This window comes from Bacillus sp. BPN334, assembly GCF_008368885.1.
Taxonomy (GTDB): Bacteria; Bacillota; Bacilli; order Bacillales; family Bacillaceae_G; genus Bacillus_A; species Bacillus_A wiedmannii.
Map to the genome: position 1 here is coordinate 357,129 of NZ_QOZW01000012.1, position 15,325 is coordinate 372,453.

The following is a 15,325-nucleotide window of genomic DNA, read 5'->3' on the forward strand; positions in this document are numbered from 1 at the left end:
GGAATTTATATGTATATACCGTGGGTGAGATAAATGAAAAAACAAACACATGTAAGTATTCTTATAAGCATTATATTGTTGTCTATAGCGATTCATTACGTGGCAATGCCTTTTCTATATGAATACTCATTTCCTTTTCAAATATTAATTGGAATGAGTACCTTATTCATTGATATTATCGCTTGTAGTTATATACTTTATTTTTCAAATAGGAAAGAAGGGTTACCTCGTTTATTTTGGACCATATTATGTGTTGGAACCCTCTCTTATTTCATTGGTGATTTAGTCGTTGCCTATCAACGTTTAATTTTAAAGGATTACTATACATTCGTTGATCCGTCTGACTTTTTTTACCTACTTTTTTTAATTAGCTTTGCATTTGCCTTTCTATATGAAATCATCTATAATCGCGATTTATTAGAAAAGCTTTTTATGATATGTGATATTTGTATTATTGTTACAGCCCAATTTACTTTAAGTTATTACTTACTTATTGAACGAACCATTCACATTTCTTCAACATCCTATATCGACATATTTGTTCAACTTACCTATCCAATGGCCGATTTGCTCTTTCTTCTCATAGGAATCAATCTGTTATTCAAGCCATTATCCTTATTATCAAAAAAAGTTGGTGCGCTTCTTGGCATTGCTTTAATTTTGTATGCTACTACAGATGCGATTTATGCTTATATCAAATACTTCACACCAGAGTATTCTATGTTTACAGTTACTCCTCTCTATCAAGTAACTTTAGTACTAGTAGCAATTGCCTGTATTCTGCATACAAAAGAACCTGAAAAACAAGAGCAAGTACTATTAACCCCTAAACTTGGGGAATCAATCAGATTATCATTACCTTATATTTCTGTAGTAATGCTTATTGTTTTTATATTAGTTGAATATGTTTTTGCACCGATTGTAGTAATCGGGCTTATAATAACTTTCTCCTTCGTTCTCATACGCCATAGTTTAGTTCGAAGACAAAATAAAATATTATTACTAGCCCAAATGCAATTCAACTCGGAACTCGAAAAACAAATTGAACTACGTACAGAAGATTTAGTAGAACAAAAAAATGAACTATATCATAACCAACAGATGTTTAAATCTTTATATGAGCATCATCCAGATCCAATCTTCACCTTAGATTTGTACGGTAATTTTCTCAAAGTGAATAACGCTGGTACTACTTTGCTCGGTTATCAAACGAATGAATTATTAAATCAACCTTACTATTCACTTACGTATGAAGAAGATTTAGAAGAAATCATTAATGCCTTTCATAGCGTAAAAAAGGGGAAATCTATTTCTTTAGAAATACGGGCATATCATAAAAATAGAGATATTTACTACTTGCATGTTACAGCTGTTCCTATCTTTTTAAAGAATCATATTTCTGGGGTTTATTTAATGATTAAAGATATTACGGAAAGCAAACAACAACAAGAACAAATTAATTTTCTGGCATACCATGATACTTTAACAGAGCTTGCAAATCGCCGTTCATTTCATCAATATGTAGAACAAGCAATTGCTCGATCCGAAATATCAAAAAGGCCTTTTGCTGTTATGTTTCTCGACCTAGACCGCTTTAAGGTTATTAATGATACCCTCGGTCATAGGGTAGGAGACCTTCTATTAATTGCAGTAGCAAAAAGACTCGAAAGACTATCGACACCAAGTATGAAGCTTGCCCGGCTAGCTGGAGATGAGTTCACAATCCTTATCGAAAATTATAAAAAAAGACCCGATGTAAAAAAAATGGCTGATACGATTGTAGCAGCCATGAACGAACCATTCGAAATCGAAAATCAACATTTACAAATCTCACCGAGCATCGGGATTGCAATATATCCTGAAGCAGGTGAAGATCCATTGTCTATTTTACAGCATGCTGATATGGCCATGTACGAAGCAAAGAACAAAGGAAAAAACGGTAGCTCTCTGTACACGAAAGAATTGTATAAAAAAATGGAACGAAAAGCTCGAATTGAAAAAGATTTACCACTTGCTTTAGTAAACGAAGAGTTTTATCTCGTCTATCAACCACAAGTTGATATTACGACGAAAAAGATTATTGGTGCTGAAGCATTAATACGTTGGAAACACCCACTCCTAGGTGACATTCCGCCATGTGAGTTCATTCCAATTGTAGAAGAGACGCCACAAGTCGTTCCACTCGGTCATTGGGTATTAAAAGAATCCTGTCGCCAGTTAAAAATATGGCATACTTTCGGCTACACAGATTTAAAAATAAGTGTGAACTTATCCGCAAAAGAGTTCCAGCAAGAGAATTTAATCAAGAACATTTCACAAATACTAACAGACATTAAAGTCGATCCAAAGCATGTAATACTTGAGTTAACAGAACGCATTGCAATGATTGATGAAAAAGAAACATTATCAAGACTAAAACAATTAAAGGAATATGGTATTCAAACGTCCATTGATGACTTCGGTACCGGCTATTCTTCTCTCGCTTACTTATCAATTTTCCCTATCGATACATTAAAAGTACCGAGAGAATTTACACAACTAGCCGATCATCGACCTGAGGAAAGAGCTATCGTTTCCACTATCCTTTCCCTTGCAAATACTTTAAACCTTTCTGTCGTTGCTGAAGGAATTGAAACAGAAAAACAACTTAAGTTTCTACAAAAGAACAACTGTAAATATATGCAAGGCTACTATTTCAGTAAACCACTTACGAGTCATCAATTAATAAAATTTCTACAAAAAACACCCAGTATGAACCAATAGCTCATACTGGGTGTTTTTATAGTGTGGGAATTGTTTTCTCGTAATACTCCTCTGCAATTTCTTCATAAAAGGCTGCTGACGTCGTATAAAAATATGGAATTAGCCATAAGAATCCAATCCCGAGTGTAATACAACTTAATATAAACCAACCAATAAAACTTAAACATAAAATGAAATACTCCATCTTATGTCCATCCATCATACGACGGCTTTCTGTAATAGCTTGATTTATGGAATACTCAGGATGATCATTTATTATAAAGTACGTCATCGCATAAGAAAAGTACATCACAATCATACCAACAATTGAAATAGCTAATAGTACAAAGAAAGCAATAGCAAAAGACGTATTTCCTTCTTCACCAAAAAATACAAATAAGGCTACTAGCAACATCGGGATCCATGTACCTGTATATAACAAAATCGCAAGCATTGCCCACATTGTTTTCATCATTCTTTTAAAGCCCCGAAATCCTTCGAATAAGTGATCTACTTTAGCACTTTCTCGTTTACTAATCTGTAAAAACACATTTGTATAACCGTATGATGTAATCCCATACGATGCGTTACTCAAAATTATTATGATGCAATAAAAAATACCAAATGTAATACCTGCTCCAATTGATATTGTTTCCTCTTCAAGTGAACCTGTGAAACCAGCAAATAGTAAAAATATAATAACTCCTGGAATTAAAAGTATAAGCATTGCAGCCATTGAAACAACATAACTTAAAATAAAATATAAAATCGTTGATCCAACACCTAGTCCCCATTTTCCCTTTAAAGAGTGCAACGCTTCTCGTTTCATTTCACCGATCATTTATTCATCCCCTTTATAAATTGTTGTACATTCTCTACTTATACAAGCATCAATATAATTATACCATTTTTGTAAAATTATCCATAAACTCCATAAAAAATCCGTAAAGGCAAAGCCTTTACGGATTTTTTATTTCATATCAGAAACGTTTAAACGGTTCACGGCACGTTGTAATGCCATTTCTGCACGTTTAAAGTCAACATGTGCTTGTTTATCTTGCATACGTTGTTCAGCGCGACGCTTCGCTTCATTTGCACGATGGATATCGATATGGTTTGCTTCTTCAGCAGATGATGATAATACAGTTACTTTATCCGGACGAACTTCGATAAAGCCACCGCTTACTGCTACATAATCAGTGTGTCCACCATTTTTCAGACGAACTGCACTAATTTTTAATGGTGCAACAGTTGGAATGTGACCTGGTAAGATCCCCATTTCCCCACTCTCTGCTTTTACGCTTACCATTTCTACTTCTTTTTCGTAAACCGGTCCATCAGGAGTTACAATACTGACTGGAAATGTCTTCATAATTCGTCCCTCCTAAGGCCTTACGCCATCATTTTCTTCGCGTTTTCAATAACTTCTTCAATACTACCTACAAGACGGAATGCATCTTCTGGAAGGTCATCATATTTTCCTTCTAGAATTTCTTTAAATCCGCTAACTGTATTTTTTACAGGTACGTAAGAACCTTTTTGACCTGTAAACTGCTCAGCTACGTGGAAGTTTTGAGATAAGAAGAATTGAATACGACGAGCACGATGTACAACTAACTTATCTTCTTCAGATAACTCATCCATACCTAAGATAGCGATGATATCTTGAAGCTCTTTATAACGCTGTAAAGTTTGCTGTACTTGACGAGCTACTTCATAATGCTCTTCTCCTACGATTTCTGGAGAAAGTGCACGAGATGTAGATGCTAATGGATCTACGGCTGGGTAAATACCCATTTGTGTTAAACGACGCTCTAAGTTTGTTGTTGCATCTAAGTGAGCGAACGTTGTAGCTGGTGCTGGATCCGTATAGTCATCGGCTGGTACATATACCGCTTGGATAGACGTGATAGATCCTTTATTTGTAGATGTAATACGCTCTTGTAATTGACCCATTTCTGTTGCAAGTGTTGGTTGGTAACCTACCGCAGATGGCATACGACCAAGAAGGGCAGATACTTCAGAACCTGCTTGCGTGAAACGGAAGATGTTATCGATGAACAGAAGTACGTCTTGTCCTTGCTCATCACGGAAATGCTCAGCCATTGTTAAACCGGTTAATGCAACACGTTGACGTGCTCCAGGTGGCTCATTCATTTGTCCGAATACCATCGCAGTTTTCTTAATTACGCCAGAATCGCTCATTTCGTGGTATAAGTCATTACCCTCACGAGTACGCTCACCTACACCAGCGAATACAGAGATACCACCGTGTTCTTGTGCGATGTTGTTAATTAATTCCTGAATTAATACCGTTTTACCTACACCGGCACCACCGAATAGACCGATTTTACCACCCTTAATGTAAGGAGCAAGTAAGTCTACTACTTTAATACCAGTTTCAAGAATTTCTACTTTAGTAGATAATTCTTCGAATGCAGGTGCTTGACGGTGAATTGGATCACGACGTACATCGGCAGGAACCTCACCATCTAAGTCAATTGCATCACCTAATACGTTAAATACGCGACCAAGTGTTGCATCTCCAACTGGTACAGAGATTGCTTTACCAGTATCTTCTACTTCTGTACCACGAACAAGTCCGTCTGTGGAAGACATTGCAACTGTACGAACTGTATCATCACCTAAATGAAGTGCAACTTCAAATGTTAAGTTAATGCTTGCTCCGTTTTCGTTGCTTTGTTTTACCGTAAGGGCGTTGTAGATTTCTGGTAGCTTTCCGCCATCAAACTTAACGTCTACAACCGGACCCATGATTTGCGTAACGCGCCCTTTATTCATCGGGTTCCCTCCTAGCTTTCTTTTAATTAGCCAACTTGCTACGAGCAGTTAGCTTTTCATTTTTTATTGGTTTATAGCTTACGCGACTCTTTTGAAAGAGCCGCCTACGCTTTTATAGAATCTAGTTCCAGCGACTAGAACATTCGGTCATTTCGTGCCTTCCTGCGAGGCAAACTACGCCTCTTCGTCAGGAGCTCCAATGCCCTCTTGTTCTGGACGAGCCGCTTCCACTTTTTAATACTACTCTAACGCTGCTGCTCCACCAACGATTTCCGTAATTTCTTGCGTAATCGCTGCCTGACGCGCACGGTTGAATGAAAGTGTAAGTGAATCGATAACTTCCATTGCGTTGTCTGTAGCACTCTTCATTGCTGTCATACGCGCTGCGTGTTCACTTGCTTTACCGTCTAGTAATGCACCGTACACTAAGCTTTCTGCGTATTGTGGCAATAGTACTTTTAAAATTTCTTCTTCAGAAGGTTCGAATTCATAAGCTGTCGTCGGTTTGTCAGACGCCACATCAGTAAGCGGTAAAATTTTATTTTCCGTTACTTCTTGTGAAATTTTACTTACGTAATGGTTGTAGTAAATATACAGCTCATCATAAGCACCATCTGCAAACATCGCAATTGCTCGAGAAGCAAGATCTTTAATATCAGTAAATGATGGGTGGTCAGATAGTCCAACTACTTCATCAATGATGTTAAAGCCGCGACGTTTTAAATAATCACGTCCTAGTCGGCCAAGCACAATAATTGAATATTGGTTTGAATCCATATTATGACGTTCACGAATTACGTTACTTACTGTACGTAATACGTTACTGTTATAACCACCTGCTAGTCCGCGATCAGATGTAATAACGATGTACCCTGTACGCTTTACAGGACGCGCATTTAGCATCGGATGATTAATTCCTTTACTTCCTTGCGCAATGCTCGCTACTACTTCTTGAATCTTTTCCATATACGGAACGAAAGATTTAGCATTTTGCTCTGCACGGTTTAACTTAGATGCAGATACCATCTCCATCGCCTTCGTAATTTGACTCGTTTTCTTTGTCGAGTTAATCTTCGCTTTTATATCGCGTAAAGATGCCACAGGTTTTCACCACCTTTTTTCCGGAAGTTGGCACGATTAGTAAGAATTCTCTTCCTAATCTACGTTGCAAGATATTCTTGCTCATGATTGAAGGAAAAGAATAGGTGCACCTACTCTTTTCCTTTACATAACCGTCAGCAATCTCAAAACTTGAGATGCCTTTTATATATTATTATCTAGCTCCAGCGGCTTGAATGTTCGGTGGCTTCACTTCTTCCTACGAGGCAAAGACCGCCTCTTCGTCAGAAGCTCCATCCCCCTCACATTCAGGACGAGCCGCTTCCGCTTTTATTATTCAGAAGCTACGAATACTTTTTTAAATCCATTAATAGCTGCTGCAAATTTGTCGTCATCCGCAAGTTTCTTAGTTGTGCGGATTTCTTCTAATAAGTCAGTCGCATTAGAATCTAACCAAGCATGGAATTCTTCTTCGAAACGAGTGATATCTACTACTGGGATATCATCTAGGAATCCACGTGTTAAAGCGTAAAGAATGATAACTTGTTTCTCTACACGTAATGGTTTGTGTAATCCTTGTTTTAATACCTCAACAGTACGAGCACCACGGTTTAGTTTCGCTTGAGTTGCTTTATCAAGGTCAGAACCGAACTGAGCGAACGCTTCTAACTCACGGTAAGATGCAAGGTCAAGACGAAGTGTACCTGATACTTTACTCATTGCTTTAATCTGAGCAGATCCACCTACACGAGATACAGAAGTACCCGCATCGATCGCTGGACGTACGCCAGAGAAGAATAGGTCAGATTGTAAGAAGATTTGTCCATCCGTAATAGAAATTACGTTTGTTGGGATGTAAGCTGATACGTCCCCTGCTTGTGTTTCGATGAAAGGTAGTGCAGTTAAAGAACCGCCGCCTCTTGCATCACTTAATTTTGCTGCACGCTCTAATAAGCGAGAATGTAAGTAGAACACATCCCCTGGATATGCTTCACGACCTGGAGGACGACGTAATAGTAATGAAAGCTCGCGGTAAGCCGCTGCTTGTTTTGATAAGTCATCATATACTACTAATACGTGTTTACCATTGTACATGAACTCTTCACCCATTGTTACACCAGCATAAGCAGCTAAGTATAATAATGGAGCTGGTTGAGAAGCTGATGCAGTTACAACGATTGTGTAATCTAATGCACCGTGCTTACGTAGTGTTTCTACTACGTTACGTACAGTTGATTCTTTTTGTCCGATAGCTACATAGATACAAATCATATCTTCATCTTTTTGGTTAATGATTGTATCAAGCGCAACTGCTGTTTTACCTGTTTGACGGTCACCAATGATTAACTCACGTTGACCACGGCCAATTGGTACAAGAGCATCGATCGCTTTAATACCTGTTTGAAGTGGCTCATGAACAGATTTACGATCCATTACACCTGGTGCTGGACTTTCAATTGGACGAGTGTTTGTTGTATTGATTGGGCCTAAACCATCAACTGGTTGACCTAATGGGTTTACAACACGACCGATTAGTTCTTTTCCTACTGGTACTTGCATGATGCGACCAGTACGACGAACTTCGTCACCTTCACGAATTTCTGTGTAAGGTCCTAAAATAATGATACCTACGTTGTTTTCCTCTAAGTTTTGTGCTAGTCCCATAACGCCGTTAGAGAACTCTACAAGTTCACCAGCCATAACGTTATCAAGACCATGAGCACGCGCAATACCGTCACCAACTTGGATAACTGTACCAACATCACTAACTTCGATTTCAGACTGATAGTTCTCGATTTGTTGCTTTATCAGTGCGCTAATTTCTTCAGCTCTGATGCTCATGTGCTTCACCCCTATCTATTCTTCATTAATTCACGCTGAATACGTGCTAATTTTCCTTGTAAGCTTCCGTCGTAAATGCGATTTCCAATACGTACTTTAATGCCGCCTAGTAAATCTTCATCTACAACATTTTTTACGCGAATTGCATCTTTTCCCGTTCTCTTTGCAAATGCTTCTGCAATGTTAAGCTTCTCTTCTTCTGATAGAAGACGAGTAGAATATACAGTTGCGTCGGCTACGTTACGTTCTTCATTAGCAAGAACAACATATTCATCTGCAATTTCAGGTAAGATATCAATGCGTTTGTTATCAATTAAAATATATAACGTATTTAAAATAGATTCAGAAACAGATCCGAATACGTTTGCAAGAAACGTTTTCTTTTGTTCCTTTGAAATGTTCGGTTGCGTTAAAAAGCTATGTAGTTCTTCGTTCTTTACATAAACGTTTTGTACAAGGCGTAATTCCTCTTCAAACATTTCTAATACGTGTTTTTCTTTTGCAATTTTAAAAAGAGCGACAGCATAACGTTTTGCTACAATCCCATTGCTCATCGCGCTTCTCCTACTTCTTTAATATAATCGCGAATTAACTTAACTTGATCTTCTTCTTTTAATTCTTTTTCAATTACTTTAGAAGCAATTTGAACAGATAAAGAAGCGACTTGTTCTTGTAAAGCAGCAATCGCTTGCTCTTTTTCGCGTTGAATTTCTTGTACAGCAGATGCTTTAATTGATTCTGCTTCTTCTTTCGCAGCAGCAACAATAACATCTTTTTGATCTACAGCTTGTTTTTTCGCTCTTTCGATTAACTCTTGTGCTTCAACACGCGATTGTTTTAACATTTCACGTTGTTCTTCTACTAATTTCTTCGCTTCAGCGTTACTTCTTTCTGCAGCGTCGATTTCATTAGTAACATGCTCTTCACGTTCTTTCATAATTCCCATTAAAGGACCCCACGCAAATTTGCGTAGCATTACTAATAGAAGTAAGAAAATGAACAATGTATAAGCAATCGTTCCAAATGGAATGGAAGCCCCTAATAATAAAGTTGGCACAAGGATTCACTCCCTTCAAAATATCTAAATTGATCATATGAAAAAAAAAGACATACGTTTCGTTCATAAAGCAATGGCGAAGAAAGTTCGGAAAAACACTCTTCGCCATCTATGTAAGGGGAGTCTCCCTTATTTGTTCATTACGATGAATGCAATAACTACACCGATGATTGGAAGTGCCTCAACTAAAGCAACCCCGATGAACATAATTGTTTGAAGCGCGCCTTTTAATTCTGGTTGACGAGCAACACCTTCGATTGTACGTGATACGATAAGACCGTTACCAATACCTGCACCTAATGCTGATAAACCAATTGCAATTGCAGCTGCGATTACACCTAAACTCATTTAATTTGTCCTCCTTTGTATTATAAAAAAATAATTTTTTTCTTACTTAAATTATATTAATGGTCATGGCTTACTTTATGAGCCATATAAACCATCGTTAACATAACGAAAATAAATGACTGGATTGATCCAACGAATACACTGAATCCCATCCATGCTAACATTGGTACAAGCGCACCTAATGCTCCGAGGAACGATGCCCCGCCTAACTTAGCAAGTAATCCTAATAAGATCTCACCTGCATAAATGTTACCGAATAAACGAAGACCTAACGTTAATGTGTTAGCAAACTCCTCAATAACCTTTAATGGGAATAAGAATTTCATAGGTTGGAAATAACCTTTTACGTATTCTTTCGTACCCTTCATCTTAATTCCATAATAATGGGTGAGGGTAACTACCATCACGGCTAATGTTAATGCAACTGCTGGATCAGACGTTGGTGATCTCCACCATGCAATATGTTCGCCAGCCTCAACTGTTGAATACATGAATGGTAAACCAAGGAAGTTCGATACGATGATAAACATGATAAGCGTAACGCCAAGCGTTAAGAAACGTCCACCTGTTTTCCAGTCCATCGTACTATTGATAATCCCTTTCACGAAGTCAAACACCCATTCCATGAAGTTTTGCATCCCGGTTGGGCGAAGGGCTAAACTGCGAGTTCCAATAACAGCGATTAAGAAAACAATAACTGCTGCTACAGTAACCATCATAACTGATGACAAATCGAACGTTAAACCTAGAAATTCAACTAATTTACCGTGTTCCACTAGTAATTCACCTCTCTTCCCTGCTCTTATACTCTAAATAAAGAAAATCTATGATCATGACAAGGTATCCTGTCAGCAATCCTACACCTAGGCCCCACATCGCAATTAACTCTTGATATTTGGCTGCAAATAAAATTAATAATCCAATCGTGGCGAATCTCGAATATGTACTTACTGCTGTCGCCTTAAATTTTACGTTTTCTCCATTTGTTACGCGATCCAACAGCTTGTCTGTTCTACGTGCAATGATGCGCAAACTAAGAAAACTGAAAATCGTTCCGATAATCAGCCCAAGAAATACATCCTTGTAAGAGGTGAATCCCCATCCTAGCACTAGAAGCGCAAGCAAGTAGTACATATATTTCTTTTGTCTTTGGACAAGTCCATGTACGTCTATCATCATTGCTCTCCCGAATAGTAATGTCGAATGAGTCGAATCATTGCGTATATCCCTGTTCCTAATCCGAGTAATAACCCTATAATAAGAAACAATGGAAACGTTCCAACCTTACTATCAATCCACTGCCCACCAAAGATTCCAATAAGAATAGAACCGACTAACTGAGCAAGAATACCTGACATTAAAGCATAAGCTTTTATATGGCTGCGATCGTTTTTTTGCAAGGATTCATCCCTCCAATATGTAACCCTCATTCACGATGTATTAATAATAACTCATTTTTTTGCATAAATCCTATACAAAATAAAAAGTTTACATTTTCGTCACGGAATAGATGTATTTTTGTCACTGAAAGCCCTACCATCTATCCCCGTTGTTAGCATACAATAGGGTATTAACAGTGTCAACGAGAAATCGTAAAAAATCAAAAAATTTGAGTATTAGTCATTTCCTCCCAAAAATGAAAACGTTCCCCTTCTAAATACTGGTTAGAGATATGCAATTTCTAACAGTTTTCTCTTTATAATAGAAGGAAATGTTCACAAGTTTGTCACTATTATATTTTTAAGATATAACGCTTTCCTTCCATAATATAGTGCTCTTTAGACGTAAGACTTCTATATTATATGTGATGTGTATGCAACTTATGTTGTATATACTATGTATATTTATCCCCCCTCCCCTACCTCATCAAGGTACAAAAAAACGAGAGGGAACCCCCTCTCGTCAGTTGTCTTACTTCGTTCCGAATAAACGGTCACCAGCATCACCAAGACCTGGTACTACATATCCGTGGTCATTTAATTTCTCATCTAATGCTGCTACATAAATATCAACATCAGGATGTTCTTCTTGTACTACTTTTACTCCTTCTGGAGCTGCAACGATACACATTAATTTAATTTGTTTTGCACCGCGCTTTTTCAGAGAGTTAATTGCTTCAGCTGCAGAACCACCTGTTGCTAGCATCGGATCTAGTACGATGAAGTCACGCTCTTCTACATCCGTTGGAAGTTTCACATAGTATTCTACCGGTTGCAATGTTTTAGGGTCGCGGTATAAACCAACGTGCCCTACTTTTGCTGCTGGAATTAATTTCAGAATTCCATCAACCATTCCTAAACCTGCACGTAAAATCGGAATTAAACCAAGCTTTTTACCAGCGATCACTTTTGTTGTCGCTTTGCTTACAGGTGTTTCAATCTCAATGTCTTTAAGTGGAAGATCGCGAGTAATTTCGAAAGCCATTAAACTTGCTACTTCGTCCACTAATTCACGAAAATCTTTCGTGCCTGTATTCTTATCGCGAATATATGTAATCTTATGTTGAATTAACGGGTGATCAAATACATACAGTTTTCCCATGTGAATCTCTCCTTTAGATGATATTCATGCGTTTGCACGCTTTTTTACACTATTTACGATTGTAAAGAAAACGCTACTAATATTCAAGGGCAAATTTGGCAAAATCATGATTTTACGATGAATCTATCTAGTATCTTTACCAATTATGGGAGCTGTATCCTTCATTATATCGCCAAAATTTATTCATCATTTGTATACATACTTAAAGAACAATATATGTCCAAAAAAAAACTGCCAAAACAATTACGTCTCAGCAGCCTTCTTTCATCTATTATAGGTCTGTGTACATTGGGAATTTGCTCGTTAACGCTTCTACACGCTTACTTGCTTCTTCTAATGCAGCTTCATTTTCATGATTTTTTAATGTATAAGCAATAAGTGACGCAATTTCATCCATGTCTTCTAAACCGAAACCACGAGATGTTACAGCTGCCGTACCGATACGTACACCGCTTGTTACAAATGGGCTTGCTGTTTCAAATGGAATTGTATTTTTGTTCACTGTAATACCAACTTCATCTAATACGTGCTCTGCTACTTTACCTGTGATTTCTAAGTTACGAACATCGATCAGGATTAAATGATTGTCTGTTCCACCAGAAACAAGTGTAAGTCCTTCTTTTTGAAGACCTTCAGCTAAGCGGTTCGCATTATTAATGATATTTTGTGCATATGTTTTAAACTCATCTTGTAGTGTCTCACCAAATGCAACAGCTTTTGCAGCGATTACGTGCATAAGTGGACCACCTTGAATACCAGGGAAGATTGATTTATCAATTTGTTTTGCAAATTGCTCTTCACATAAAATCATACCACCACGTGGACCACGTAATGTTTTATGTGTTGTCGTTGTAACGAAATGTGCGTGTGGTACTGGGTTTGGATGTAAACCAGCAGCTACTAAACCAGCGATATGTGCCATATCAACCATAAAGTATGCACCCACTTCATCTGCAATCTCACGGAATCGTTTGAAATCGATAACACGAGGATATGCACTTGCACCTGCAACGATTAATTTTGGTTTATGTTCTTTCGCTTTTGCTAATACATCATCGTAATTAATACGGTGAGATTCAGCATCCACGCCATATTCTACGAAATTATATTGTACTCCACTGAAGTTAACAGGGCTTCCGTGTGTTAAGTGACCACCATGAGATAAATTCATACCAAGTACTGTATCGCCTTGCTCTAAAATCGTAAAGTATACTGCCATGTTCGCTTGTGCACCAGAATGTGGTTGAACATTTACATGCTCTGCACCAAAGATTTCTTTCGCGCGATCACGTGCGATATCTTCCACTACGTCTACGTGCTCACAGCCACCATAGTAACGTTTTCCAGGATATCCCTCAGCATACTTATTCGTTAAAACAGAACCTTGCGCCTCCATTACTGCTTCACTTACGAAGTTTTCCGAAGCAATTAACTCAATCTTTGAACGCTGTCTTCCTAGTTCTGCCTCAATTGCAGCAAATACCTTTTCATCTTGACGTTTTAAATGATTCACCAAAATCCCCCTTTTCTGAACGAATTACATCGATTCCCAATAGTTTTTTCTCATTTATTCAGAAAAAACGAAAATTCAGGTTGTAATTCTTTCGAACCTTCATGTTTTCAACTACATTCTAACATGACTTTCTATATCATAAAAGAAAAAAAAGACCGAAAATCGGTCTTTTCTTTCTTCTATTATAAAGTCAGACTACATACCTTTTATCTTTCGATATAAAGCCATTATGCGACTTTATAATTTTTTATGTCTAACGGCAAGTGATAGTCTCTTCCTTCGCCGCATAAACAGCACGTGCTCCACCAATTAGTTTTCCACGTGTTGTTGCCATCGTTACATGCGCACTTCCAATTTCCTTCACACCTGTACGAACCGGAACAGCTACATGCTTTAAATGCATACCGATAAATGTATCACCAATATCCATTCCTGCATCTGCTTTAATAAACTCAATTACTACCGGATCTTTCAAATTGTGATACGCATATGTTGCTAATGCACCACCTGCTGATCTAACAGGCGTAACTGTTACAATTTCAAATTGATATTTCATCGCTAACTCTCTCTCAACTACTAAAGCACGGTTTAAATGCTCACAACATTGAAACGCCAACTCAATACCTGTTTGCTCTTGAAATTGTTTTAACTCAGAAAAAATCGCCTCTGCTACTTCCATCGTTCCTGATGTCCCAATTCTTTCTCCTAGCACTTCGCTCGTGCTACATCCCACTACAAAAATTTGACCACTTTGTAATGAAGCTTGTTCTTGGAAATCAGAAAGCGAAATTTGTAACTGTTCTCTTACCTTTACGATTTCTGTCATTACGCCTCTTCCTTTCACAGGTTGGTTCACCAAATTATATTTCATACTACTTCTAGTTAGAATCTATTACTTTGTTTCGTATGTTTTAATTTTTCCTACGCGGTTTTCATGACGACCACCTTCATAGTCAGTTGTTAACCAAATTTTTGCGATGTCACGTGCTAGACCTGCACCAATTACACGCTCGCCCATTGCTAACATGTTCGTATCATTATGCTCTCTCGTTGCTTTCGCACTGAAAGTATCATGAACTAATGCACAACGAATACCATTTACTTTGTTTGCTGCAATTGACATACCGATGCCTGTCCCACAAACTAAAATACCACGATCTACTTCGCCATTCGCTACCATTTCCGCTGCTGGAAACGCAAAATCAGGGTAATCAACAGAACCAGCTTCACATTCACAACCTAAATCAATATATTCAATATTTAACTCTTCTAATAAACTTACAAGTTCTTTACGGATATTCATACCGCCGTGATCAGATGCTACTACTACTTTCATTTTTACCCCTCCAAAGTTTCAATCAATTATCTTCATTTCTCACTCGTTACCTTAACGGAACGAAGTGATCTCCAATATCGTATTA

The 15,325-nt window shown here is 37.8% G+C and carries 17 protein-coding genes; 1 reads left to right on the plus strand and 16 read right to left on the minus strand.

The window, feature by feature from the left end; translation table 11 throughout:
* Window positions 1-33 precede the first annotated feature (33 nt).
* Window positions 34-2,763, plus strand: coding sequence for a putative bifunctional diguanylate cyclase/phosphodiesterase (locus tag DN393_RS19580; protein ID WP_149173783.1), 2,730 nt, complete (start codon window positions 34-36; stop codon window positions 2,761-2,763).
* Between the two features lie 16 nt (window positions 2,764-2,779).
* On the opposite strand, the gene DN393_RS19585 is transcribed toward DN393_RS19580, so the two are convergent.
* From DN393_RS19585 to rpiB, 16 genes are all read right to left on the minus strand, one after another.
* On the minus strand, window positions 2,780-3,583 hold the full coding sequence (locus DN393_RS19585) for a DUF975 family protein (protein WP_149173784.1): 804 nt from the start codon (window positions 3,581-3,583) through the stop codon (window positions 2,780-2,782).
* A gap of 129 nt (window positions 3,584-3,712) precedes the next feature.
* Window positions 3,713-4,114 (minus strand): F0F1 ATP synthase subunit epsilon, encoded by a 402-nt coding sequence (atpC, locus tag DN393_RS19590; RefSeq protein ID WP_000847214.1) that lies wholly within the window; start codon window positions 4,112-4,114, stop codon window positions 3,713-3,715.
* 20 nt (window positions 4,115-4,134) lie between these two features.
* Window positions 4,135-5,544, minus strand: a complete 1,410-nt coding sequence (gene atpD / locus DN393_RS19595; RefSeq protein ID WP_002113041.1) for a F0F1 ATP synthase subunit beta — start codon at window positions 5,542-5,544, stop codon at window positions 4,135-4,137.
* A gap of 240 nt (window positions 5,545-5,784) precedes the next feature.
* Entirely contained in the window at window positions 5,785-6,645 is an 861-nt protein-coding gene (gene atpG / locus DN393_RS19605) for a F0F1 ATP synthase subunit gamma (protein ID WP_000157696.1), read from the minus strand.
* 291 nt (window positions 6,646-6,936) lie between these two features.
* Window positions 6,937-8,445 (minus strand): F0F1 ATP synthase subunit alpha, encoded by a 1,509-nt coding sequence (gene atpA / locus DN393_RS19610; RefSeq protein ID WP_000027511.1) that lies wholly within the window; start codon window positions 8,443-8,445, stop codon window positions 6,937-6,939.
* Window positions 8,446-8,456: 11 nt separating this feature from the next.
* Complete coding sequence (gene atpH / locus DN393_RS19615; protein WP_046960138.1) at window positions 8,457-8,999, minus strand: F0F1 ATP synthase subunit delta; 543 nt, start codon at window positions 8,997-8,999, stop codon at window positions 8,457-8,459.
* A complete protein-coding gene (gene atpF, locus DN393_RS19620) occupies window positions 8,996-9,502 on the minus strand; it encodes a F0F1 ATP synthase subunit B (protein ID WP_001142625.1) in 507 nt (168 codons plus the stop codon). The genes atpH and atpF overlap by 4 nt, the downstream gene beginning before the upstream one ends.
* Window positions 9,503-9,631: 129 nt before the next feature.
* Window positions 9,632-9,850 (minus strand): F0F1 ATP synthase subunit C, encoded by a 219-nt coding sequence (gene atpE, locus DN393_RS19625; RefSeq protein ID WP_000052064.1) that lies wholly within the window; start codon window positions 9,848-9,850, stop codon window positions 9,632-9,634.
* A 56-nt stretch (window positions 9,851-9,906) separates the two neighbouring features.
* Window positions 9,907-10,626 (minus strand): F0F1 ATP synthase subunit A, encoded by a 720-nt coding sequence (atpB, locus tag DN393_RS19630; protein WP_000399874.1) that lies wholly within the window; start codon window positions 10,624-10,626, stop codon window positions 9,907-9,909.
* Window positions 10,627-10,633: 7 nt separating this feature from the next.
* Window positions 10,634-11,026: an ATP synthase subunit I gene (locus tag DN393_RS19635; RefSeq protein WP_000567600.1), complete on the minus strand. Its 393-nt coding sequence runs from the start codon at window positions 11,024-11,026 to the stop codon at window positions 10,634-10,636.
* Complete coding sequence (locus tag DN393_RS19640) at window positions 11,026-11,250, minus strand: AtpZ/AtpI family protein (protein WP_001171220.1); 225 nt, start codon at window positions 11,248-11,250, stop codon at window positions 11,026-11,028. Before DN393_RS19640 ends, DN393_RS19635 begins: the two co-directional genes overlap by 1 nt.
* 26 nt (window positions 11,251-11,276) lie before the next feature.
* The gene (locus DN393_RS19645; protein WP_075309829.1) at window positions 11,277-11,390 is read right to left on the minus strand and encodes a DUF4024 domain-containing protein; all 114 of its coding nucleotides are present in this window, start codon (window positions 11,388-11,390) and stop codon (window positions 11,277-11,279) included.
* Window positions 11,391-11,761: 371 nt separating this feature from the next.
* Window positions 11,762-12,391, minus strand: a complete 630-nt coding sequence (upp, locus tag DN393_RS19650) for a uracil phosphoribosyltransferase (RefSeq protein WP_000517539.1) — start codon at window positions 12,389-12,391, stop codon at window positions 11,762-11,764.
* Between the two features lie 271 nt (window positions 12,392-12,662).
* Window positions 12,663-13,904, minus strand: coding sequence for a serine hydroxymethyltransferase (gene glyA, locus DN393_RS19655; protein WP_064476109.1), 1,242 nt, complete (start codon window positions 13,902-13,904; stop codon window positions 12,663-12,665).
* Window positions 13,905-14,157: 253 nt separating this feature from the next.
* Entirely contained in the window at window positions 14,158-14,775 is a 618-nt protein-coding gene (locus DN393_RS19660) for a TIGR01440 family protein (protein ID WP_098101704.1), read from the minus strand.
* Between the two features lie 21 nt (window positions 14,776-14,796).
* Window positions 14,797-15,240, minus strand: coding sequence for a ribose 5-phosphate isomerase B (gene rpiB, locus DN393_RS19665; RefSeq protein WP_000869917.1), 444 nt, complete (start codon window positions 15,238-15,240; stop codon window positions 14,797-14,799).
* Window positions 15,241-15,325: the final 85 nt, after the last annotated feature.

Coding starts and splice junctions, on each gene's coding strand:
- DN393_RS19580 (WP_149173783.1), top strand. CDS start 34: ATGAAAAAACAAACACATGTAAGTATTCTTATAAGCATTATATTGTTG.
- DN393_RS19585 (WP_149173784.1), bottom strand. CDS start 3,583: ATGATCGGTGAAATGAAACGAGAAGCGTTGCACTCTTTAAAGGGAAAA.
- atpC (WP_000847214.1), bottom strand. CDS start 4,114: ATGAAGACATTTCCAGTCAGTATTGTAACTCCTGATGGACCGGTTTAC.
- atpD (WP_002113041.1), bottom strand. CDS start 5,544: ATGAATAAAGGGCGCGTTACGCAAATCATGGGTCCGGTTGTAGACGTT.
- atpA (WP_000027511.1), bottom strand. CDS start 8,445: ATGAGCATCAGAGCTGAAGAAATTAGCGCACTGATAAAGCAACAAATC.
- atpH (WP_046960138.1), bottom strand. CDS start 8,999: ATGAGCAATGGGATTGTAGCAAAACGTTATGCTGTCGCTCTTTTTAAA.
- atpE (WP_000052064.1), bottom strand. CDS start 9,850: ATGAGTTTAGGTGTAATCGCAGCTGCAATTGCAATTGGTTTATCAGCA.
- DN393_RS19635 (WP_000567600.1), bottom strand. CDS start 11,026: ATGATAGACGTACATGGACTTGTCCAAAGACAAAAGAAATATATGTAC.
- DN393_RS19645 (WP_075309829.1), bottom strand. CDS start 11,390: ATGGTAGGGCTTTCAGTGACAAAAATACATCTATTCCGTGACGAAAAT.
- upp (WP_000517539.1), bottom strand. CDS start 12,391: ATGGGAAAACTGTATGTATTTGATCACCCGTTAATTCAACATAAGATT.
- DN393_RS19660 (WP_098101704.1), bottom strand. CDS start 14,775: ATGAAATATAATTTGGTGAACCAACCTGTGAAAGGAAGAGGCGTAATG.
- rpiB (WP_000869917.1), bottom strand. CDS start 15,240: ATGAAAGTAGTAGTAGCATCTGATCACGGCGGTATGAATATCCGTAAA.